The organism is Amycolatopsis sp. NPDC104775 (assembly GCF_055583325.1).
On record NZ_JBVJOE010000009.1, the window covers coordinates 186,793 to 209,170 of the forward strand.

General features: G+C 68.7%; 17 protein-coding genes. 5 read left to right on the plus strand and 12 right to left on the minus strand.

Annotated features, from left to right (window positions below; translation table 11 throughout):
- Positions 1-6 precede the first annotated feature (6 nt).
- Genes ACZ63D_RS33555 through ACZ63D_RS33575 form a run of 5 tightly spaced genes read left to right on the plus strand, consistent with a single transcriptional unit; the run spans position 7 to position 5,280 of the window.
- Positions 7-1,299, plus strand: coding sequence for a hypothetical protein (locus ACZ63D_RS33555; protein WP_465358477.1), 1,293 nt, complete (start codon positions 7-9; stop codon positions 1,297-1,299).
- On the plus strand, positions 1,296-2,249 hold the full coding sequence (locus ACZ63D_RS33560; RefSeq protein ID WP_465358332.1) for a glycosyltransferase family 2 protein: 954 nt from the start codon (positions 1,296-1,298) through the stop codon (positions 2,247-2,249). Before ACZ63D_RS33555 ends, ACZ63D_RS33560 begins: the two co-directional genes overlap by 4 nt.
- Positions 2,246-3,427, plus strand: coding sequence for a polysaccharide pyruvyl transferase family protein (locus tag ACZ63D_RS33565; protein ID WP_465358333.1), 1,182 nt, complete (start codon positions 2,246-2,248; stop codon positions 3,425-3,427). Before ACZ63D_RS33560 ends, ACZ63D_RS33565 begins: the two co-directional genes overlap by 4 nt.
- A complete protein-coding gene (rfbC, locus tag ACZ63D_RS33570; RefSeq protein WP_465358334.1) occupies positions 3,424-3,963 on the plus strand; it encodes a dTDP-4-dehydrorhamnose 3,5-epimerase in 540 nt (179 codons plus the stop codon). The genes ACZ63D_RS33565 and rfbC overlap by 4 nt, the downstream gene beginning before the upstream one ends.
- 6 nt (positions 3,964-3,969) lie before the next feature.
- Positions 3,970-5,280, plus strand: coding sequence for a glutamate-1-semialdehyde 2,1-aminomutase (locus tag ACZ63D_RS33575; protein WP_465358335.1), 1,311 nt, complete (start codon positions 3,970-3,972; stop codon positions 5,278-5,280).
- Here ACZ63D_RS33575 and ACZ63D_RS33580 read toward each other — a convergent pair.
- The 12 genes from ACZ63D_RS33580 to ACZ63D_RS33635 all read right to left on the minus strand — a co-directional run bounded on the left by ACZ63D_RS33580 (position 5,252) and on the right by ACZ63D_RS33635 (position 22,264).
- Positions 5,252-5,920: a phosphatase PAP2 family protein gene (locus ACZ63D_RS33580; RefSeq protein WP_465358336.1), complete on the minus strand. Its 669-nt coding sequence runs from the start codon at positions 5,918-5,920 to the stop codon at positions 5,252-5,254. The genes ACZ63D_RS33575 and ACZ63D_RS33580 overlap by 29 nt on opposite strands.
- The gene (locus tag ACZ63D_RS33585) at positions 5,917-7,086 is read right to left on the minus strand and encodes a glycosyltransferase family 4 protein (RefSeq protein WP_465358337.1); all 1,170 of its coding nucleotides are present in this window, start codon (positions 7,084-7,086) and stop codon (positions 5,917-5,919) included. Before ACZ63D_RS33585 ends, ACZ63D_RS33580 begins: the two co-directional genes overlap by 4 nt.
- On the minus strand, positions 7,083-8,282 hold the full coding sequence (locus ACZ63D_RS33590) for an O-antigen ligase family protein (RefSeq protein ID WP_465358478.1): 1,200 nt from the start codon (positions 8,280-8,282) through the stop codon (positions 7,083-7,085). The genes ACZ63D_RS33585 and ACZ63D_RS33590 overlap by 4 nt, the downstream gene beginning before the upstream one ends.
- Positions 8,283-8,292: 10 nt before the next feature.
- Positions 8,293-9,822 (minus strand): right-handed parallel beta-helix repeat-containing protein, encoded by a 1,530-nt coding sequence (locus ACZ63D_RS33595; RefSeq protein ID WP_465358479.1) that lies wholly within the window; start codon positions 9,820-9,822, stop codon positions 8,293-8,295.
- On the minus strand, positions 9,819-11,699 hold the full coding sequence (locus ACZ63D_RS33600; protein ID WP_465358338.1) for a heparinase II/III family protein: 1,881 nt from the start codon (positions 11,697-11,699) through the stop codon (positions 9,819-9,821). Before ACZ63D_RS33600 ends, ACZ63D_RS33595 begins: the two co-directional genes overlap by 4 nt.
- Positions 11,699-13,864: a bi-domain-containing oxidoreductase gene (locus ACZ63D_RS33605; RefSeq protein ID WP_465358339.1), complete on the minus strand. Its 2,166-nt coding sequence runs from the start codon at positions 13,862-13,864 to the stop codon at positions 11,699-11,701. The genes ACZ63D_RS33600 and ACZ63D_RS33605 overlap by 1 nt, the downstream gene beginning before the upstream one ends.
- Positions 13,861-15,765, minus strand: a complete 1,905-nt coding sequence (asnB, locus tag ACZ63D_RS33610) for an asparagine synthase (glutamine-hydrolyzing) (protein WP_465358340.1) — start codon at positions 15,763-15,765, stop codon at positions 13,861-13,863. The genes ACZ63D_RS33605 and asnB overlap by 4 nt, the downstream gene beginning before the upstream one ends.
- 14 nt (positions 15,766-15,779) lie before the next feature.
- A complete protein-coding gene (locus ACZ63D_RS33615) occupies positions 15,780-17,372 on the minus strand; it encodes a Wzz/FepE/Etk N-terminal domain-containing protein (protein WP_465358341.1) in 1,593 nt (530 codons plus the stop codon).
- Positions 17,369-18,712 carry a YveK family protein gene (locus tag ACZ63D_RS33620; protein ID WP_465358342.1) on the minus strand — a complete coding sequence of 448 codons (1,344 nt, stop codon included), beginning with the start codon at positions 18,710-18,712 and terminating at the stop codon, positions 17,369-17,371. The genes ACZ63D_RS33615 and ACZ63D_RS33620 overlap by 4 nt, the downstream gene beginning before the upstream one ends.
- Before the next feature lie 107 nt (positions 18,713-18,819).
- Entirely contained in the window at positions 18,820-19,893 is a 1,074-nt protein-coding gene (locus tag ACZ63D_RS33625) for a glycosyltransferase family 4 protein (RefSeq protein ID WP_465358480.1), read from the minus strand.
- A gap of 130 nt (positions 19,894-20,023) precedes the next feature.
- Entirely contained in the window at positions 20,024-21,358 is a 1,335-nt protein-coding gene (locus ACZ63D_RS33630) for a nucleotide sugar dehydrogenase (protein ID WP_465358481.1), read from the minus strand.
- 219 nt (positions 21,359-21,577) lie between these two features.
- A complete protein-coding gene (locus ACZ63D_RS33635) occupies positions 21,578-22,264 on the minus strand; it encodes a glycoside hydrolase family 75 protein (protein WP_465358343.1) in 687 nt (228 codons plus the stop codon).
- Positions 22,265-22,378: the final 114 nt, after the last annotated feature.

Sequence of the window (22,378 nt, forward strand, 5' to 3'; positions counted from 1 at the left end):
CGCGCGATGGCGGGACGGCTCAGCTGGGGCCTTGGCGACCAGGCCGTTTCGAGCCTGACCAACTTCGTGGTCGGCCTTTACGTCGCGCGCTCGCTCGGCGCGACGGCGTTCGGCCTGTTCAGCATCGCGTGGGTGACCTACGGCGTCATTCTCAACATCTCGCGCGGCCTCGCCACCGACCCGCTGATGGTGCGGTTCTCCGGGGTCGCCCGGGCGGCCTGGCGGACCGCGGTCGGCCAGGCCGTCGGAACCGCCCTGGTGGTCGGAGTCGCTTCCGGGGCGGTCAGTGTCCTTTTTGGACTCGTGGTCGGCGGTGCACTCGGTGCCGCGTTTGTCGCCCTCGGGGTGGTGCTGCCGTTCCTGCTCGTCCAGGACGCCTGGCGGTTCGGGTTCTTCGCGCAGGGCAGCGGGCACAAGGCGTTTCTCAATGACGGGATCCAGGCCGTCGCGTTGTTCCCCGCGCTGGTCTTGGCCGCGCGCTACGACACCGTGGTCGCGTTCCTGCTGGCCTGGGGCTGTTCGGCCGGGGTCGCGGCGGCGTTCGGCTGGGTGCAGACGAGTGTGCTGCCGCGGCTCGGCGGGGTGCGCTCGTGGTTCCGGGAGCATCGCGACCTGGGCGTGCGCTATCTCGTGGAGAACGTCAGCAACAGCGGCTCGTCGCAGCTGCGGGCATACGGGCTGGGCGCGATTTCCGGACTGGCCGCGGTCGGCACGGTGCGCGGCGCGGAACAGCTGCTCGGGCCGTTTCTCGCCCTGCTCATGGGTCTTTCCCTCGTCACTGTCGCCGAGGGAGCGCGAGTGCTCCGGCAGTCTCCGCATCGGCTGTGGCACTTCTGCGTGGTGCTCGGTGCGGCGCAGGCGGCGGCTGCCTTGATCTGGGGGCTCGGACTGTGGTTCTTCGTTCCCGAAAACGCTGGCCGGTTCGTGCTCGGTTCGCTGTGGGACAGCTCGTCGCTGCTGGTCCCGGCGGTCACGATGGCGGTCGTCGGCGCGAGTTTCACCACCGGCGCGACGGCCGGGTTGCGGGCGCTCGGGATGGCGCGGCGGAGCTTGCGGTCCCAGCTGATCTCGTCCGCGTGCTACGTCGTGTTCGGCCTGATCGGGGCCGGGCTCGGCGGCGCGGCGGGCTCGGAGTGGGGCGTCGCGGCCGCCACGCTCACCGGCTCTGCCGTGTGGTGGTGGCAGCTGCGCAGCGCGCTTCGCGACCACTTCGCGGCGGCAGTCGAGTTTCCCGCCACTTCAGGTTCATTCAGCCCAGCAGAACTCCATTCGGCTTCCGAGGAGATGAAACCGGCATGAGCACGCCGCCCCGGCTGACCATCGGTCTGCCTGTCTACAACGGCGAGGAATTCCTCGGCGAAGCGCTCGACGCGCTGCTCGGGCAAACGTACGAGGACTTCGAGCTGATCATCTCCGACAACGCGTCGCAGGACGGCACCGAGGAGATCGCGCGGAAGTACGCGCGGGAGGACTCGCGGATCCGGTACCTGCGCCAGTCGCGCAACATCGGCGCGACCCCGAACCACAACATCCTGCTCGACCAGGCGCGCGGCGAGCTGTTCAAATGGGCTTCGCACGACGACCTCTACGGCCGGGAACTGCTGGCGAAGTGCGTCGAAGCGCTCGACGCGCGGCCGGAGATGATCCTCGCGCATTCGCATCAGGCGATCATCGACGAGAACGGCGCGGTGACCGTGCCGCTGGACTACCGGCACAAGACCGACTCGCCCCGGCCGTCGGTGCGCTTCAAGAGCCTGCTTTTCGAGCCGGGCGGCGATGATTTCTACGGCGTGATCCGCACGGCGGTGCTGCGGCGCGTCACTCCGATGGACAGCTATCACCACGCCGACCGCACGTACGTGGCCGAACTGGCGCTGCACGGACCGTTCTATCAAGTGCCGGAACTGCTGTACTTCCGCCGCGATCACCCCGACCGGGCGGAACGCGCGAACCCCAGCAAACGCTCCCGCTGCGCGAATCTCGACCCGAAGCGCGGCAACGCCCTCACGAACCCGACCGCGCGGCTGCTCGCCGAGTACCTCTGGGGATTCGTGCACGGCATCCGCTCCGCGCCGCTGCCGTCCGGCGAACGCCGCGCCTGCTACCTCGCACTGGCGGAATGGTTCGCCAGCCGGGCCCGGCCGGGCGGGGCCGGGGAGCGCGTCGAAGACCGGGCTCCGGTGCACGCGGCCGAACTCGACCTCGCGGTCGACCGGGTGGTCGCCGGGCGCGAACGGCGGGTGCCGTGACTGTTCGGGTCGGGGTCTTCGGACTGCTCGGTTCAGGCAACCTGGGCAACGACGGTTCGCTGGAGGCGGTACTCGCCTTCCTGCGAGCCGAACATCCGTACGCGAAGGTGTCCGCGTTCTGCGGTGGGGCGGACGCTATCCGTGCGCGCTACGGGATCCCCGCGGTGCGGCTGAACTGGTACAGCGGCGAATACCGGCACGCTTCCGGGCTGCGGTCGATCGCGGCCAAAGCCATGGGGAAGGTGATCGACGTTGTCCGGACGGCTTGGTGGGTCCGGAAGCAGAACGTGGTGATCGTTCCCGGCATGGGCGTGCTGGAGGCGACGCTTCCGCTCCGGCCGTGGGGATTCCCGTATGCGCTGTTTTTGCTCTCGCTGTGCGGGCGGCTGGGACGGACGAAGGTCGCGCTGGTCAGCGTCGGCGCTGACCGGATCCGGGTGCCGGCCACGCGGTTTCTGGTGCGATCCGCGACGCAGCTCGCGACGTATCGGTCCTTCCGCGATGAACTGTCGCGTTCGGCGATGGCCGATATGGGGGTTCGGGTCACGAACGACCGTGTCTATCCCGACCTCGCCTTCGCCTTGCCGACGCCTGCCGCGGTCGAGGACCCGCGGGCCGTCGGCGTCGGCGTGATGGCCTACTACGGCAGCAACGACGACCGTGCGCGCGGCGACGAGATTTACCGGGCGTACGTAGACGCGATGACGGAGTTCGTGCGGTATCTGGTCGGGCAGGACCGGCCGGTCCGACTGTTCATCGGCGACCGGATCGATCGCGAAGTGGTGGACGAGATCGTCGAAACGGTCGGCTCGCCGCTGCTTTCCGCGGCCGTTCCGGGCTCGCTCGACGAGCTGATGCGGTCGATGGCCGAAGTCGGCACGGTCGTGGCCACTCGGTACCACAATGTGTTGTGCGCGTTGAAGGTCGGGACGCCGACGGTCGCGATCGGCTACGCGAAGAAGAACGACGTGCTGATGGCCGAAATGGGGCTCGGCGAGTTCTGCCAGGAGGCCCGCGCGGTCGACGTGCCGAGGCTGATCGGGCAGTTCGAGGAACTGCAGCGGCGGGCTCCGGAACTGAAAGCGGAACTCGCCGCCCGCAACGAAGCCTGCGGCCAGCAGTTGAAAGACCAGTTCGCCCTGTTGTCGAGGACGCTCATTCCCGCGGAGGTGTCGTGAAAGCCGTTCCCGTGCCGTCGATTTCCGGCGTGTGGCTGTTTCAGCCGACGCCGCACCGAGACGAACGCGGCTTCTTCTCACGCACCTTCGACGCTGACGTCGCCCGGTCGGTCGGCATCGATCCGGACGCGTTCCTGCAGGACAGCGTGTCCCGCTCGGTGCGCGGCGTGGTGCGCGGGATGCACCTGCGGTCCGGGGCAGGCGAGGCGAAGCTGGTGCGATGCTCGTTCGGGGAAGTGTTCGACGTCGTGGTCGATTTGCGACCGGGCTCGCCGACTTTCCGGGCGATGGAAACGTTTCGTCTCTCCGGGGACGCCCAGGAGAGCATCTATATCCCGGCCGGATGCGCACACGGTTTCCAGGCGCTGAGCGATATCGCCGACGTGTCGTACCGGATCGACCGCGCGCACGACCCGTCCGAGGACGTCGCTATCGCGCACGACGACCCGGAGCTCGCCATTCCCTGGCCGCTGCCAGCGGCATTGCTGTCCGAACGCGACGCGTCGGCCCCTTCGCTCGCCGACGCCTTGAGGTGACCCGTCATGGACCTGCCACTCTCCCGAATCGCGAACGAACGCCTGCACCGCGCCATCCCCGGCGGTGCGCACACCTACGCCAAAGGCGAGGATCAATACCCGGAACATCTCGCGCCGGTCATTTCGCACGGCCGCGGCGCGCATGTCTGGGACGTCGACGGCAACCGGTACCTCGAATACGGCTCCGGGCTGCGCTCGGTCAGCCTCGGCCACGTGCATCCGCGCGTCACCGCGGCCGTCCGCGACGTGCTGGAACGGGGCAACAACTTCGTCCGTCCGTCTATCGTGGAGCTTGAGGCGGCGGAGCAGTTCCTGGAAACGGTGCCGACCGCGGAAATGGTGAAGTTCGCGAAGAACGGCTCCGACGCGACGACCGCCGCCGTCCGGCTCGCCCGCGCCGCCACCGGCCGCCCGCTGGTCGCCCGCTGCGCCGACCACGCGTTCTTCTCCACCGACGACTGGTTCATCGGCACCACCCCGATGTCGGCCGGGATCCCCGCCGCGACGATGGCGATGACCGTGCCCTTCCCGTACGGCGACCTCCCGGCGACTGAACAAATGCTGCGCCAGCACCACGGGCAGGTGGCGTGCCTGATCCTGGAGGCGACCAAGGGGGTAGCCCCGCCGGACGGCTATCTCGCCGGGTTGCTCGACCTCGCGCATCAGTACGGCGCGCTGGTGATCTTCGACGAGATGATCACCGGGTTCCGGTACTCCGAGCACGGCGCGCAGGGCCTCTACGGCGTGACGCCGGATCTCTCAACGTTCGGCAAAGCGCTCGGCAACGGCTTCGCGGTCGCCGCGCTGGCCGGCCGGCGGGATTTGATGGAACTGGGGGGGCTGCGTGATTCGCGGGACCGGGTGTTCCTGCTGTCCACGACGCACGGTGCGGAAACCCCAGCGTTAGCCGCCGCTATGGCGGTAATCGATGTCTACGCGGCAGAAGACGTGACGGCTCGGCTGCACGCGCTCGGGGCCCGGCTGGCGGCGGGTGTGAACGAGGTGACGTCGGCGTACGGGGTCGGCGAGCACCTGCTGGTACGCGGGCGACACAGCAACCTGGTGTTCGCGACCCTCGACGCGGAAGGTGCCCCGTCGCAGGAGTACCGGACGCTGTTCCTGCGGTGCCTTCTGGAGAACGGGGTGCTGGCTCCGTCCTTTGTGGTCAGTGCGGCCATGACGGAGGAAGACATCGACCGGACCGTGGAGGTGGTCGCGTCGGCCTGCGTCGTCTACCGGAAGGCGCTGGAGGCCGGTGACCCGTCGCCGTGGCTGGGCGGGCGGCCGGTCAAGCCGGTCTTTCGCCAGAAGGCTTGACGATCCCGTCGATCCCGTACGCCGTGACCGGCACGATCGCCAGCGCCGTCGCGAAGCCGCCGATCGTGTCGGTCGGGTAGTGCGCGCCTAGCCCTACCTCGGCCCAGGCCATCAGGAAGCCGGACACCAAAGCAAGGCCCAGCAGCCACGCCACCGCGGCGAACCGGCTCAACCGCCCGGCCAGGACGTAAGCGCCGATCAACGCCAAAGCGGTCGCGAAAGCGGTGTGGCCGCTCGGGAAGGACAGGTAGCTGCCGTGGATAGTGCGGCCGGTCAGTGGTTTCAGCACCGAGGTCACCGCGACCGTCAGCCCGCAGCCGACTACCGCCAGCACCGCCGTGCGGAGCCGGTGCGTCAGCAGGCAGCCGCCGATCACCAGGACCAGGATCAGCACCGAGCCGAGCGGTTCGCCGCAGAAGTCGATCGCGGTCGCGAAGTACCACCACGGGTCGGGCACGAGGTCCGGGCCGGGCAGGAGCGGGGCGTCGAACGCGCTCGGCACCGAGTGTCCGGCGAAGCGGAGGCCCAGTGCGAGCACGGTCAGGAAGCCGAGCACGGCCAAGACCAGCGACGGCGTGCGCAGCACGAGCGGAAGTGCCCGGGGCGCGGTTCTCAGCCGGTCGCGCACAACTTCCTTCATACCGCGGAAATCGCTTCCTCGTAGCCTTCAAGCAGCCGTTTCAGCCCCACTTCCGGAGTGAAGTCCGCTTCGTACCGGTGCCGCGCGGCCTCGCCCATCTTCTGGTTCAACTCGGCATCGGCAACCCTCAGGAGCGAAGAAGCGAGCGCCGCCGCGTCGCCGGGTGTGTGCAGCAGGCCGGTGCTGCCGTCGGTGACCAGTTCTTCGAACGCTCCGTGCGCGGGCGCGACCGTCGGCACCCCGGCGGCCATCGCCTCCACCACCACGAGACCGAACGCCTCGAGCCAGGTCGAAGGAACCACGACGGCGGCCGCTCGGGCGATCAATTCCTGGCACGAGGCCCGGTCCTGCAGGCCGACATACGACACGTTGTCCCGTCCGGCAGCCCAGGCCGTGACGTCGTCGGACAGCGGCCCGGTCCCGGCGATCAGCAACGGCAGCTCGCCGGAGTACTGCTCCCAAGCCGCTTTGAGCAGCGGGATGCCTTTCTCTTCGGTGAGCCGCCCGAGGAACAGGAGGTGCTCGCCGTCACCGACGCGGCGCCGGCCTTGGTCGGGCACGAAGTTGTGCTTCACCGTCATTCGCGCCGCGGGCAGGCCAGCGTCCACGAGAAGGCGGCGCTGCGCGTCGGAGATGCAGAAGAACCGGGTCACCCCGGTTCGCCAGCGCTCGCGGTTGACCAGCAGGTTTACCGCCATCGGCACGGTCGCGGCGGCCGAATCGCGGTAGCAGCCGTGCCGGACCGCCGGGACCGGCAGCCCGCCGACGCAGTCGGTGCAGATCCGGCCGTCGCGGTAGAGCGTGCCGGGCGGGCAGACGAGGCCGTAGTTGTGCAGGGTCGCGACCACCGGCACACGCGCCTCAGCACACGCGGAGAGCACCGACGGCGACAGCAGCGGGAAGGTGTTGTGGACGTGCACGACATCGGGTCGGTCCCGCCGAAGCTGCGTCCGCAATGCCGCCCGCGAAGCACGGTTCCATGGCACTTGCAACGGCACCAAAGCCTTGCGCGCCAACGGCATCGACGCGATGTCGTCGCTGTGCCGCTCGAACCGCTGAACGTCGATCCCGGCCGAGGTCAGCAGCGAGACCTCCGCGTCGACCACGTTGTTCTCGCCGCTCGGCTGTTCCGACCGATAGCGGTTGTGCACCACCAGAACCTTCACGCCAGCTTCTCCCTCGCTGGAGCCTCGCCCACGGCCAGCAACGACGCGGCCACCGCCAGATGCAGCAGATACGGCGACGCGTCGCCGAGCCCGGCTTCGGTGTAGGAAGCGGAAACGCAGTACGCGATCAGGAAGATCGCGCACGCCCTGGCCAGCGACGGCGGCCGCAGCACCGCGATCGCGATCAGCACGAGCAGGATCGCGGCGACGATCCCGATCCCGACAATGCCCTGCTCGTGGTAGATCGCGAGCCAGCTGTTGTCGATCGGCAGGCCGTCATAGGACTTGTCGGTGAGGCCGACGCCGAAGGTGTACTCAAATCCGGTCCGCGGCGCGGACAGCAGCGCGTCCCACACCTTCGCGCGACCGGTCAGGCTGGAGAAGTCGTCGGTGCTCTGCCCACGCAGGAACCAGGCCTGCAGCAGTCCGCCCAGCACCACCGCGGCGAAGCCGGCCACGAGCACGATCCCGGCGAACACCTTCCGCGCCCGCGCGCTGACCAGCCCGAGCGACAGCAACGCGACGATCAGCCCGGCGACCAGTCCGAGCGTCGCGGTGCGGGTGTGCGTGAGCAGCAGGACTCCGAGCGAGGGCACGACCACTATCAGCGCGCTCTTGGCGTCCGTCCGCTTGCCCAGCCACAGCAGCACCGCGAGGCCCGCGATCACCGCCGCGTACTGGCCGACCTGCGGCGGCGTCAGCGGCCACACCGCGCCGGAAAGCCGCCCGCCGTAGATGTCCGGCATCGCCTTGCCCGGCGCGATCGCCAAACCGAGCACGACCGACACCAGCACCGCGCCGAACATCCGGATGTGCGCTCGCACGAAGGTGAACGCCCCGTCCCACCACCCGCTGAGCAGCCACAGCGTCGCGACGAACACGGAGAACCGGAAACAGCGGAACAGCGAGCCGTAGCCGGATTCGAGGTGCACGCTGGCCACGATGCTCGTGAGCAGCAGGAACGTCAGGAGCAGTAGATACGCGCTCGGCTTGATCCGGATCCGGAGGTTTAATACGAGGGCGAGCAGGAACGCGGTCATCAGCGCGCCCATGGTGACCAGCTGAATCACTGTGCGCGGCAGCGGGATCACCGTTTGCGCGCCGGTCGAGCCGAGCGTGTTGAGGATCAGCAACGCCCAGGCCGCGCTTACCGCCTTCGGCACCGCTTTCGTTTCAACGGGCAGTGCCGCGGTCAATTCGGCCACGTCAGCCACCCCCGTTCGGCTGGTAGCTCGAATTCGCGTCCTGGCGATACGGCGTGCTCTGCCATTCGCCGACGCCGATGATGTTGCTCATCTCCTTGGCGACGAACGTCCACGGCCCGGCGTAAGCGTTGTCGTGCCAGGAATTGTCCTGCTGGAAAGTGATCGCCTGCTGGATCACCGCGCCCTGATACGGCGACCAGTCCGGGTAGCTGCCGAAATTCGACAGCACGCCCATCCGGCCGCATACCTCCTCGCAACCGAGCGCTTTCGAGTTGAGCGTGAACTGGTTGTGCTGCACCACGACCCGCTGCGTCTTCCACCGGCAGTCGTTGTACAGCGGTTTCTTCGAGATCGCAGGCGCGGAACAAGTGCTGACGTTCGGCACCAGTTTCGTGCACGAGCCGCTGGAGGTGTTGGCCGGGCTGTTGCAGAACCGGTCGGCGTTCTCCCACAGGATCACGCCGTTCCAGTTGTCCTGCAGCAGGTTTCCGGAGATCTCCAGAGTGCTCGTGCGGGCCTTCACCCGCGGTTCGCCACCGGATTCGGAGACATAGATCGTCGCGGACGGGAACGGGTCGCCGCGATCGGCGTGCGCGCGGCCGTCGATCAGGTTGTTGCGGCGGAACGTGTTGTTGCGGATGGACGCGTTGTAGCTGGTCTCGTAAATGATCGCGGCGCTGTCGTTGTTCTCGATCAGATTGTCTTCGATCAGGAAATCGTTGTTGTTCGTGTCGGCCCACAGCCCGGTGCCGCGGTTGTCGTGCACCCAGTTGCCGACGACGTCCGCGCCGTCCACCGCCCAGAACTTCATGCCGCCGGTGCAGCCGCACCCGGAGACTTTCGCTTCCCAGTTCCCGGTGTTGTTGCCGGTGATCTCGGTGTGGCGCAGGACCAGCCCGGTCACCGCGGCAGTGCCGGAGTAGGCGTTCAGGCCGTACTGGCCGTTGCGCCGCAGGCAGCTGTCGAGGATCTGCTGCTTCGGCCCGGCCATCAGCCCGGCCCCGTCGTTGTCCTGCACGGTCAGGTGCTGGATGACCCAGCCGGGACCTGAATCGTGGTTGACCACGCCTTCGTCGCGCGGCGCGGCGAAGCCCTGCACGACGAACGATTCGAGCCGGACGTCCTTGGCCGGGCCGGCGAAGGCGTAGCGGTTCTTCTTCCGGCCGTCGAACACCGCGCCGGGAGCGCCGAGGTAGACGTCGCCGTCCTTGGGCTGCACCTGGGCGTACTCGTCGTCGCTGAGCCGGTGCGTGCCAGGCGCGAGCCAGAACGTCGTACCGGCCGGGGAGTTCTTCGTTTTGGCTGACAGGTCGTCCACCACCGCCGGATCCACCGTGACCGCCCCCGCGGGCGCGGTCGCCGGGCCCGGCGGGACGTGGTCGCAGACCGCGGCGACCGGACCCTGCGGCGAAGTCGATCCCGCGGCCGGAGCGGGTGCGGCTCCGGACGAACTGCACGAAGCCAGCGTGAGCGGGAGCAGCGCTCCCAGCAGCAGCAAAGTCCTTCGCACGGTGGATCCTCTCGACATCAGGGCAGGCGGAGCACGGTGGTCAGCGGGCCGGTGACGCGACCGGAGCCGACGAGCGTGGTGGCGGGTTCGCGGCGGCCGAAGCCGGGCGAGTACCAGCCCAGCGGCGGATTCGTCTCGCCTCGGTGCGCGGTCCAGGCGAGTTGCGGCGGCAGCTCCAGGGTCGCGGTACGGCCGGGCCAGGTGAGCTGCGCGGTGCTGCCGGAAAGTTCCACCGACAGCAGCGGGCCCAGGTGGAAGGCGAGTTTCGCGGCACCGCCGCCGGTCACCTCGTCGACCACAGTCAGCGTCCGGCCGGACAACTCGACGGTGCGGCGGTGCAGCGCGGGGGCGTAACCGTCGTGTTCGGCCTGCCATTGGGTGGGCGTCGCGGCGAGGGTGCGCGAGTTGGCGTGCCGCGTCCACAGGAACGGACCGCCGGAAGTCGATTGGTCGACTCCGTCGAGCTGCAGCGTGTTGTGGCCGAGCGTGGAGCGGAAGTACGCGCGCCACTCGGGTTCGCCGTGGTAGCAGTACGTTCCTGGGTCGGCGAGGATGTCGACGCCGTCGTGCCGGACCTCAATGGACAACGCGTCGGCGTGGGCGTGCGCGGCGATGGCGAGGAAGCCGTGCGGGCCACTGTCGCATCGGCACCAGATTTCCGGACCGGTTTCGCTGCGCAGGATGGTCAGGCCCGCGTCCGAGAAAACCGGCCGCTCGCGAACGCTGTCGAGCTGCGGCACGCGGGACCGCAGCGCCGCGAACAATGCCGTGCGCACGTCGTCGGCGGGCAGTTTCGGCCACCATTCCGCACGGCCGAACAGCGCGTCTCCGGTGGCCAGCAGCGAATGCCAGCGGTCCGATTCGGGTCCGTCCACGATCAGGCCGAAGCCGTCGTCGGCGTCGCCTTGTCGCGGCGGCCGTCCGGCACAGTCCACAATGGCCGCGAGCGCGTCGCACATCGCCCGCAGTTCCAGCCAGGTCGAACGGGGCAGCCGGGGACCGGCTTCCAGCGCGGCGGCCAGCCCCAGCTCCAGCACGAGCCCGTGGTACTCCGTGGCCAGCTCGCGGTTCAGCCCGGAGGTGAAGGTGTTGGCCCGCAGGTGAAAGTCCAGCGAGCGAACCGCGGCAGAGCCCCACTTCGCAGATTCCGGGAACCAGTCGAACGCGCACGAGGCCGCCAGCTGTCCGGCGGCCTCGGCCAGCACGTGGTTGTTGGCCGAGGTGCCCCGGCTCGGGAACGCCGCCAGCCACCGCTGGTGGTGCCAGATCTGCCGCAGCGCCTCGGGATTGTCCTCGAACAGTCCGGGCGCGCCGGACCAGCCGTCCAGCAGCCGCCGCACCCACACCCAGGACAACAGCCGGATGCCCAGCTCGATCCCGCTCAGCCAGTGCACGCCGCGCATCGGCGGGTTGGCTGCCCACCACGATTTCAGGTGGTCGGCGACCCGGTGCGCGTAACTGTCGTCTCCGGTCGCTTGGTACGCCGCGGCCAGCACGGTCAGATGCTGATGCCGCGAGGGCTCCCAGATCTGCTTGATGTCGCCGATCGCGTTCTCGTCCCGGTACGGGATCTCGAACGAGTACCGATCCCCCGGCGCGCGGCGGCCGGTCTTCGGATCGAACGCCCAGTCGGGCGCGACCAAATCGTCCCGCGGCACCCCGAAGTACTCGGCGTGTCCGTCCATCAGCCGGTCCGCCGCCGCGATCAGCCGGTCCCGGCCAGTCGCGGGCAGCTGCGGCTCGGCGGGCCAGGCCGGAAACGTGCGGGTCGCGGACCAGGTCGGCCGCCGCCGGGATTCCCCGCGCCACCGCTGTTTGCGCACGACGTCGCCGACCCGGCCGGCGATCTCCGCCGGACCCATCGCGGACAGCCGGCGCAGGTACCAGGACGGGTCCATCACTGCTCCAACCGCACCGGCGCACCGGTTTCGAGGCTGCGGTGCACGGCCAGTGTCGCGAGTGTCGTGGACACGAGCGAGTCGAGGCTGATCGGCATCGCGACGCCGGTCTTCAACGCGGTGATGAACGCGTCCAGTTCGGCTTGCTGGCCCTTGTCGCGCGCCTTCGGCAACCGCGAGCTGGTCCAGCGCTTGCGCCCGTACACCGAGGCGCGGACGAAATCGTCGAATTTCAGCACCTTGCCGTCGGCCAGCACTTCCAGCGTTTCCTTGGGAAACGCGGTGCTGCCGCTGGTGATGTAGCTGATCGTCGCAGTCGAGCCGTCGGCGTAGCGCAGCAGCACTTGCAGGTCGTGGTTGCCCGGAGTACCGGTCGCGTAGACCGAAACCGGGTTGCTGCCGAGGAACCAGCTGACCGTGTCGATAAAGTGCCCGCCCTCGCCGACGAACCGGCTGCCCTCGGCATCGGCCTGGTTGTACCAGCTGCTGGCGTCCAGCTTGCCCGCGTTGACCAGGTACCGCACCGAAGCCGGGCCGACTCGCGGGCCGAACTGGTTCTTCGCCTCGACCAGCAGCGGCGCGAACCGGCGGTTGAACCCGACCTGCAGCCGGTCGTTGCCCGATTCCGCCACCGCGTCCACAACGCTGCGCAATTCCTTCTCCGACAATGCGAGCGGTTTCTCCACGAAGACTGCCTTGCCCGCCAGCAGCGCCCGCCGCGTCAGCTCGGCGTGCGAGCTGTGCCGGGTCACCACGAAGACCGTGCTGACCTCGTCGTCCTCCAGCAAGGCGTCGACGTCGGTGCTCGCCGCGACGAAACCGAACTTGCGCTTCGCGTTGGCCCCGGAGAGCGCCGACGTGGTGACGACGTCGGTGAGCAGCACGCGTTCGTCCCCGGCCAGGTGCGGGAGGATCATCGACGACGCGTAGTTGCCCGCGCCGATGAACCCGATCCGCAACCACTGCAACGGATCCGTCCGCTTGTCGACGACCGGAGCCGCCGGGACCGCGGACACCACGCTTTCGTCCTCGGCGGGCGGCGCGTCCGGATAGCGGAACAGCACCGCGACCGCTTTCAGCTCGCCCTCGTTGAGCGCCCGGTAGGTCTCGACCGCCTTTGCGAAGTCCGCGGTGTGGCTGATCAGCGGCGAGACGTCGAGCTTGCCCCGCGCGGCCAGGTCGAGGAAGCATTCGAGGTTGCGCCGTTCCGTCCAGCGCACGTAGCCGATCGGATAGTCGCGTCCCTCCAGCTCGTATGCCGGGTCGTAGCGGCCAGGCCCGTAGGAACGGGAGAACCGGACGTCGAGTTCCTTTTCGTAGTAGGCGTTCCAGGGCAGGTTCAGCGAGATCTTGCCGATGTCGACCACCCGGCCGCGGTCGCGGGCGAGCCGCGCGGCCAGCTCCACCGGATCGTTCGACGCACCGCCCGCGGCGAGATACACCTGGTCCACGCCGTGCCCGCCGGACAGTTCGGCCACCGCCTGGTCGATCTCGCCGGACGCCGGATGGCCGCAGGCGAGCGCACCCAGCTCGCGGGCGAGCTCGCAGCGCTGCGCGTCCGGATCCACGCCGACGACGCGCGCGCCGGTCGCCACCAGCAGTTGCACCACCAGCTGCCCGATCAGGCCGAGCCCGATCACCAGCGTGAGGTCGCCGAGCTGCGGTTCGCCGCGCCGGACGCCCTGCATCGCGATCGCGCCGACCGTCGCGAACGCCGCCTGCCGCGGCGAAAGCCCGGCCGGCACCTTCGCGTACAGATTCTTCGGCACCCAGTTCAGCTCGCTGTGCAGCGCGTGCTCGTTCCCGGCGCACGCCACGAGGTCGCCGACCACGACGTCGTCGACGCCTTCGCCGACCTGCTCGACCACCCCGCACAGCGAATAGCCCAGCGGCGTATAGGAATCGAGCTTCCCGGACACCTTGCGATACGTCGCGGCGAGCCCGTTCGTCGCGACGCTCTGCATGACCTTCGCGACCTGGTCCGGCCGTGACCGGGCCTTGCCCAGCAGCGACATCCCCGCCTCGGACACCTTCATCATCTCGGTGCCGGTCGAGATCAGCGAGTACTGGCTGCGCACGAGCACGCCGCCCGGTTTGCACGCCGGCACCGGGACGTCGAGCAGGGCCAGTTCGCCGCTCTTGTAGTTCTGCACTACCTGTTTCACTGGACTCCTAGCCGCTCTCCGCGGAGTGCCCCGCGGTACCAGTACTCGAGGGTCAGCACGTGCCAAAGATGTTTCGCGCGGTCCTCGCGCCCGGCGGCGTCCTCGGCCACCAGCTTGCGCAGGGCGTCGCGCTGCAGGAAACCGGACTCGACCAGGACGCCGTCCTCGATGACCTCCCGCACCAGCGGCGCGAGGTCCCGGCTCATCCACGCCCGCAGCGGCGCGCTGAACAAGCCCTTCGGCCGGTACACGATTTCGTCCGGCAGGATCGCCGTGGCCGCCTTCTTCAACGCCACCTTGCCTTGCCGTCGAGCGATCTTCTCCCGGCCAGGCACCTGGAACGCCGCGCGGACCACTTCAATGTCCACAAAGGGCGTTCGCACCTCGGTCGAAGCGGCCATCGTGGACCGGTCGGTGTAGGCGAGGTTCAAGCCAGGCAAGAACATCCGCGCGTCGGCGAGGCACATCCGGTTGACCTGGTCGGTCAGCTTCGTGTCGTAGTAGACGTCGGCGTGCTCGGTGAGCACATCGTCCACTTCGGACTGGAGATCCGGCGAGACCAGGTCGAGCAGCTCGGTCCGGTCGTACATGGTGTAGCTGCGCCGGAACGCCGTTTCCTCCGGCAGGTCCGCGAAGGACAGGAACCGCTTCGCGAACCGCACCGACCGGTAGCCGCGGGTGGACGACGCGACTGGCAGCCGGTCGACCGCCGCCCCGATCGCACGGCGAGCCACCCCGGGCACCCGCCGGTACCGCAACGCCAGCAGGTTCGCCAAATGCTTGCGGTACCCGGCGAAAAGCTCGTCCGCGCCCATTCCGGACAGCAGCACCTTCACGCCCGCCTCGCGCGCCGCCGAGCAGATCAGGAACGAGTTGATCGCCGCCGGATCGCCGATCGGTTCGTCCAGGTGGTGCGTCATCCGCGGCAGCAGGTCCTGCACGTCCGGCGCGATCTCGATCTCGTGCAGGTCCACGCCGAACTGGCGGGCGACGATCCGGGCGTAGCGCAGGTCGTCCGGCATCGCCTCGAATTTCGCGTCCTCGGGACGGAAACCGATGGTGTAAGCGGAAATCCCCGGCTGCTCGCGGGCGGCCAGCGCGGTGAGGTAACTGGAGTCCAGGCCGCCGGAGAGGAAGGTCGCCACCGGGACGTCGGACAGCAGGTGCTTGCGGGTGGAATCCTCGACGACCGCGTGCAGGTCGACCTCGCCGCGATACGCCGCGCCCTCCTCCGCGACCTGCCGGAGAGACCAGTAAGTCCCGGTGTCCGTGCTGCCGTCCGGCCGGAACCGCAGCCAGGTGCCGGGCGGCAGTTTCTCCGCCTCGCGGTAAGCGCACCGGCTGTCGGGGACCCAGTAGTAGAGCAGCGACGCGATCATCGCCGCCTGGTCCACGTTCAGGGTGTCGCCAAGTTCGCGAGCCAGCGCTTTCAGCTCCGACGCGAATACGACGCCGCCTCCGCGCCGCACGAAGAACAGCGGCTTGATGCCCAGCTGGTCCCGCACGAGCACCAGCTCGCCAGTGCGTTCGTCGTACACCGCGAAGGCGAACATCCCACGCAACCGCGGCAGGCAGTCCGTGCCCCACTCCAGCCAGGCCCGCAGCAGCACCTCGGTATCGGAGGTGCCGCGGAACCGGACCCCGGCGGATTCGAGTTCGGCTCGCAGCTCCGGCGCGTTGTACAGCTCGCCGTTGTAGGTGAAGGCAAGGCCCTCGGCCGTCATCGGCTGCGCGCCCGTTTCCGACAGGTCCACGATGGACAGCCGCCGGTGTCCTAAGTGGACTTCCCGATGGTCGTAGCGGCCGTCGCCGTCCGGTCCCCGGTGCGCGAGGCACTGGGTGAGCCGGTCGGTGAGTGGGCCGCCGTCCGGCCAGCTGTACGCGCCCGCGATGCCGCACATGCGCTTTCGTCCCCCTAGCTTTCCTGGACGGGTTTGAGCCGCCTCGTCGGTGCGTCCGGATCCACAGGCGACGGCGGACGAGTCCGGTCGAGCGGACGGCGCCTGCGTTCGACGTCGCGCTTAGTCGGCCACTCGATCGGCTTGGTTTCGCCGCGCAGTTCCAGCTCGACCGCGTCTTCCTGTTTCTTCGCGATCACCGCCGCGCGCCCGCGCAACGCCGTGTGCAGCCCGTCCCAGAGCGTGCCGTCGGTGTGGTCCTTCGGATCCGGATCGACCAGCACCACGCCGAGGATCGGCACGCCGCAGTCGGCGAGCTGCCGCGCGACGGTGTGCAGCCATTGGGTGTTGGCGAACCCGGCACGAACCACCAAGACGGTCTCCGCGCCGAGCGCCGACAGATCGGTCCACGCCGTGCCCGGAGCGGCCGTGCCGACGCCGACCCGGCGCACCGCACGGGCCACCGCCGGATCGCCCGCCTCGACGATCTGGACGTTCCCCTCCACGGGCAGCCGCGACAGTTCCTTGCCGGGCAGGTCGTCCACGAGCACCACCGGCCCGTCCTCGGCCAGCGACCGGCCGAGTTCCACCGCCACCTTCGCCGCGGTCGAAGCCGCGCCGATCTCCAGCAACGACAGCGAAGCCCGGTCCTCCCGCGCCGCCCGCGCGAGCGTGAGCGCCACCCGGCTGGTGTCAGTCACCGCCTTGGAACGCCGCCACAGCTTCGCCGGGCCGACCGGTTTCACGCCGACCTGCGCGATCACCGAAGCCCCGAGGTGCTGCGAAATTTCGCGGCGCAACACCGGCCGGTCCCGGACCAGCGCGGTCACCGCGGCGAACGCGAGCCCGAGCGCGAGCCCCAGTGCCAGCCCGACCCCGGCGGGCGTGCCGTAGGTCTTGAGCTTGGACACCGGCTGGACCGCGGGCGCGTCCACGATCTGCGTCCCGGCGATGACCTCCGGCGACCCGATCCCGGCCTGCTGCGCCTGGTTCTGCAGATCGGCGATCTTCGACACCAGGTTCGCGCGCTGCGTGTACAGCTGCTCCAGCGCACCCGCGTTGGAGTTGCGGCCCTTTCCGACCTCAGCCGCCGCCTGGTTGTCAATGTCCGTCAGCTGCGCCTGTGCCTGGTCCCGCTGCTGCAGCAACGCCTTCGAGCGGCCGGTCGCGGCTGCTTGCGTGCGCTGCGTGTGGTCGGCGATGAACGCGTCCGCGAGCGCTTTCGCCTTCGCGACCGCGTCGTCCTTGGTCTTTCCCTTGACCGTCACCTGCAGGACGTTGTTGGTGAGACCGAGCCCGGCGTAGTCCTTCAGGAAATCCGACGGCGCTTCGGTGTTGTTGATCCGTTTCAGGGCCGCCGCCGCCATGTTGACCGTCGAAAGCACGGCGACGTCGGTGCGCATCAGCGTGCCGCTGTCGGTCGGCGAGTCGTTGGGGTGAATCACCATGATCTTCGTGACCGCGGTGGGCGGCGCGGGCAGCAGGACCGCCACCGCGCAGCCGAGGACCAGCCCGGCCAGCGCGGTCGTCAGCCAGAACCGTCGTTTGCGCCGCAGCGCGACCACCAGCCGCTGGAGATCGACGAGCGGCTGGACCTGTCCCGTGCTCATCTCGCACCCGCCAGCTCGTCCGTGCGCTGCTTGACGGCGGGCTTGGGCTTCGGCCCGCCAGCCAGGTGCACTTCCCTCGCCAGCACGGCACCGAGAATTTCGTGCCCGGCGTCCGAGCAAGCCTCCGCGATCGAAACCAGTTCCCACGCGTTGCGCGAGCCGAGCGACACCACCACGAGCACCCCTGCCGTTCCGTCCGGCACGATCGGCTGCGCCCCGGGTACCACCTCGATCTCGGCCACCTTCACCTCGACCCGCCTGCGCTCGCCGCACGCGGCGTCCGCGAACTGCTCCGCGACCTCCCGCGCCGAGGCGTCCCCGCGCGGGACGAGAATCAGCAACCGCAACACTCCGTCGCGGTCCGCACCCAGCCGCGCCAGCACGCGGCGGTACCGCACCTCGCGAGCCGCGTCGTCCGCCGACGCCGGCACCTCGGGCAGATTCCACGGCCGGTCGTTCCCGACCGCTTTGCGCCACCACTTCACCGGCGTGTCCGCGGCCGCCGGGATGTCCACGCTCGCCAGCACCGGAGCACCCAGCGCGGACCCGATTTCGTCTTCGCTGCGCGGCCGCCGGTCAGTCCTCGCACCGAAGAGATAGCCCAGTACCCCGAGCACGAAGAACAGCACCGCTCCGCCGACCGTCAGCTGCAGGAAGGTCGGCGCGGACGGCGAAGACGGCCGTTCGGACGGGCCGAGCACGACCATGTTGCCCGCGCCGGTCGCCGCGTCCGCCGCGTTGAGGTTGTTGACCGCCTGCTCCAGCGCCGTCCGCAATCCCTGCAGCGTGGTGCGTGCCTGCACGCCCTCGACGGAGTCGCCGTTCGCCACGGCCTTCGACAGGTCGAGGATCCGCTGATTGGTCTGCGCGATCTGCTGGCGCAGCGATTCCCTCTGCTGTTGCGCGAGTTGCGCGGCCTGGTCGGCGGAATTTCCGAGCAATTGCGTCGAATATTTCACGAACTCTTTGGCCACCTGGTCCGCCAGCCGTTGCGCGTGCTCCGGGCTGTCACCTTTCGCGGTGAGCGTCACGACATTGCCCTGCGCGACCGACGGGGTGACCGATTTCTGCAAGTCCGTCCCGCGAATTCCGAGTCCCAGCGCCGCCGACGCCCGGTCGAGCACCACCGAACTCGTCGCCACCTGCGCCTGGGTCAGCAGTTCGTCCGGCTGCCGCGCTCCTTGCAGCAACACGCTGGCCTGCGCCTCGTATCCCGGCGACAGCACCACCGAAGCCCCGGCCCCGACACCCGCGCCGACGACCGCGAGCAGCAGCAGCGCTCGCCATCGACGGCGCACGACCTTCCCCACGACGGAGAGGCGTACTGTTTCGTCACTCAAAACCAGGTCTCCCCTCACGGGCCGACGCACGGGTCATTGACCCCGTCGCGGCACCGCACCGGTTGGTTACACCATCCGGCCGAACCTTGTTCGAAACGCGACCCAGCTCAACCCAGCGCACGCTCGTACGCCTTGATCAACGCCGCCTGCGAATTGCCCCAGGCGAGCGGTCCGCGCACGCGTTCCTTGCCAAGCTTCCCCATCCGTTCCCGCTGCTGCGGGTCGTCCAGGAGCACGGAGACGAGCTTCGCGAACTCCGCGATGTCGTTGGCCGGGGCGTAAAGCGCCGCCTCGCCCGCCGACACCCGCGCCTCGCGCAGCTCGAACGACACCATCGGTTTGCCCATGGCCATGTACTCCATGACCTTGTTCATCGTCGACACGTCGTTGAGCGGATTGAGCGGATCCGGCGAAAGACACACGTCGGCGGCCGACAAATACCGCAGCAAATCTTCGTCGGACACCCGGCCGGTGAATTCCACCTGCCCGGACAGACCGAACTCCCGCGACAACGCGACCATCTCGTCGAACGTGTCGCCCGCGCCGACGAACACCGCGTGCCAGTCGTCGCGGCCCACTTCGTCGCGCAGGGAAGCGAGCGCGCGCAGGGCGTAATCCACCCCGTCCTGCGGGCCCATCACGCCGAGATAGCACAGCAGATTCGGCTTGCCCCGCTTGAGTTCCGGCTCCACCGGCACCTCGTGGAACCGCTCCACGACCGGCGCGCTGCGGACCACGAACACGTCCTCGGGGCGCTTGCCGCCGCGGATCCGCGCGACCTCGCGGTAGCTCTCGTTGGTGGAGAGCACGACGTCGGCCGCGCGGTAGGTGGCGCGTTCCAACGCACAAACGCCGCGGTAAAGGAAATCCTGTCCGCGGTCGAAGCGGGACAAATACAGTTCCGGCACCAGGTCGTGCTGATCGAAAATGAATTTCGCGCCACGTCTTCGCACCATCCGGGCGACGAGGAAAAGCAGGTCCGGCGGGTTGCAGGCGTGCACGACGTCGACCCGGCCGATCTTGCGGGCCAGCCGGAACGTATGCCACAGCGCGGATCCGTACTCGCGCGCGTACCCGGCGGGTCCGCCGGTCGCTGCTCGCAGCGGATACCGGTGGATGTGCACGCCGTCGAGCACGACTTCGGCTTCGGTGTCCCGTTTCGTGCCCTGTGGGCAGATCACGTGCACCGTCATCCCGGCGTCGCGCAATGTCTGGCATTCCTGCCACACTCGCCGGTCGAACGGCACCGACAGATTCTCCACAAGAATCAGCGCGACCCGGTTCCGCAGGATTTCGTTTTCGGAAAAGCCTTCACCAGGCAAGGCCGACGTACCCCTCTTCCGTCCGGCGCGCGGCGGCGTCCGGGACGCGGACCAGATCGACCAGCACCGGACCACTGCCGTGCGGCAGCGCGGCCAGCACTTCCGGGTCCGAGGTGCCGATCAAGCACACTTCGGCGTGGTCGAGCACCTCCTGCACCGACCCGGCGAGCAGCTGCCCGAGATGCGGGAGCCGGCTTTCGATGTACTCGCGGTTGGCCCCCATCAGCCGCGACAGGCTGACGTTGGCGTCGTGGATCTTGAGGTCGTATCCCTTGCCGAGCAACCGTTCGGCGAGTTCGACCAGCGGACTTTCGCGCAGGTCGTCAGTGCCCGGTTTGAACGAAAGCCCGAACAGCCCGACCTTGCGTTTCCCGGTCCGCGCGACCAGGTCGAACGCCCGGTGCAGATGTTCGGTGTTCGACGGAAGCACGTGTGCGAGCAACGGCACCGAGACGTCCGCCTGCCGCGCGGCGTAGACGAGCCCGCGCAGGTCCTTCGGCAGGCAGGAACCGCCGAAGGCGAAACCCGGCCGCAGGTACGCCGGGCTGATGTTGAGCTTGCGATCGGCGAGGAACACGTCCATCACCTGATGCGAATCGAGCCCGAGCGCCCGGCAGATCGCGCCGAGTTCGTTCGCGAAACCGATCTTCACGCCGTGGAAAGCGTTGTCCGCGTACTTCGTCATCTCCGCGACCGGGATCGGCACGCGGAAGACGTCGCCGGGCAGTCCCTCGTAGAGTTTCGCCACGACGTCGCCGCTGGCGGGATCAAACTCACCGATCACCGTTTTCGGCGGCTGGAAGAAGTCGCGGACGCTGGTGCCCTCGCGGAGGAACTCCGGGTTCACCGCCACGCCGAAATCGACCCCCGCGGTGCCGCCGCTGTGCTTTTCCAGAATCGGCACGAGCAACCCGAGGCAGGTCCCCGGCAGCATCGTGCTCCGGAACACGACCGTATGCCGGTTCTCGTTGTCACCCAACCCTTTTCGTTCCTTCAACGCAGTGCCGATTTCCTCGGCTACGCGTTGCAGGTACTCGGTGGAAAGACTCCCGTTGGGCGCGGACGGCGTACCGACGCAGACCAGGGAAACGTCCGTCGAACCAATCGCTTCGGCCACGTCGGTGGTCGCCCGCAGCGCACCGGAGGCAACCACCTCCGCGGTCAGTTCGCCGATCCGCTCCTCGACCACCGGTGCCTTGCCGGCCGTCACGAGAGCCACCTTCGCCGGATTGACGTCTACTCCGACGACCTCGTGTCCTTCTCCCGCCAGGCAAGCCGCGGACACGCACCCGACGTATCCCAGCCCGAAGACGCTGATCTTCACCACGGAACCTCCGCCCGACCGTTCGCTGCTCATTGGTCGGAGCGCGGACGGGCTTCGTTACCGGTTCCGCATAACAAGGCGGGAACCCTTGTCCTGACAAGGATTCCCGCCGTGTGCCGGCCATCCGGCCCGCGTTACCCCATCCGGCCCTACCGGCCGGGGAATTTGCCCACCGTTGTCCGGAAAGGGCAGTGAATGCCTTCCGAAGCTTCGGAAAATTCAGTTGCCGCCGACGAACGCGGAGGCCAGTTTTTGCCCCGTGCTCGTCGCGGCGGCGTGGTCCTCGATCGGGTTCACCGCCGAGTTCTTGAAGCACACGTAGGTCACGCCGGAGTCGACCCCGCCGTTCTTCGGGTCCGGATTGATCCCGAGGTCCTTGGCCGTGGCGTAGGACGCCTCGCCGATGATCTTGTTCGGGCCGGTGTCCCCGATGACCGCGTACTCGACCTTGCCGTTGTAGATCACCGCACAGGAACCGCCGCCGCGGAGGCCGGAGTTCGCGTAGTTCCAGATGCCGCTCGAACTAGGCACGACGATGTAGGGCAGCTTCGCGGCGTTGAGCGGTTTGCCGTCCGATTGCGGGAAGGCGGTGTCGGGGTAGAAGCAGCAGTCGGTGTTCTCGTTGCACTGCGTGGTGCGCTGGCCGTCGCAGTCGATGTCCATGTCGGCTTTCCAGAAGACCGCCTTGCCCGCGTCGCAGACCGGAACGGTCGCGCTGCCGGAGTCCTCGTCGGTTTTGTATTTGCCGTTGGAGATCTGCTTGCAGGAGGCGACCTTGGCGAGGATCTGGTCCGCGGTCGGACCCGCCTGAACCGCTTCCGGCGCGGCGGTCGCCGCGGAAGCGAGCGCGGCGGGCAGGACGGCGGCGGCTATCGCCAGAATCGCGAGCAGGACGAGTTTCCGCATCGACGCTCCCTTTTATTAGGAAACTTTCCTTACGGCGGCGCGCGCTCAGGATGCCGCCGAAGGGACGTGGTCACAACCCGCCAAAAGAGGGTGTTTTTTCCCGCCGAACCGAGC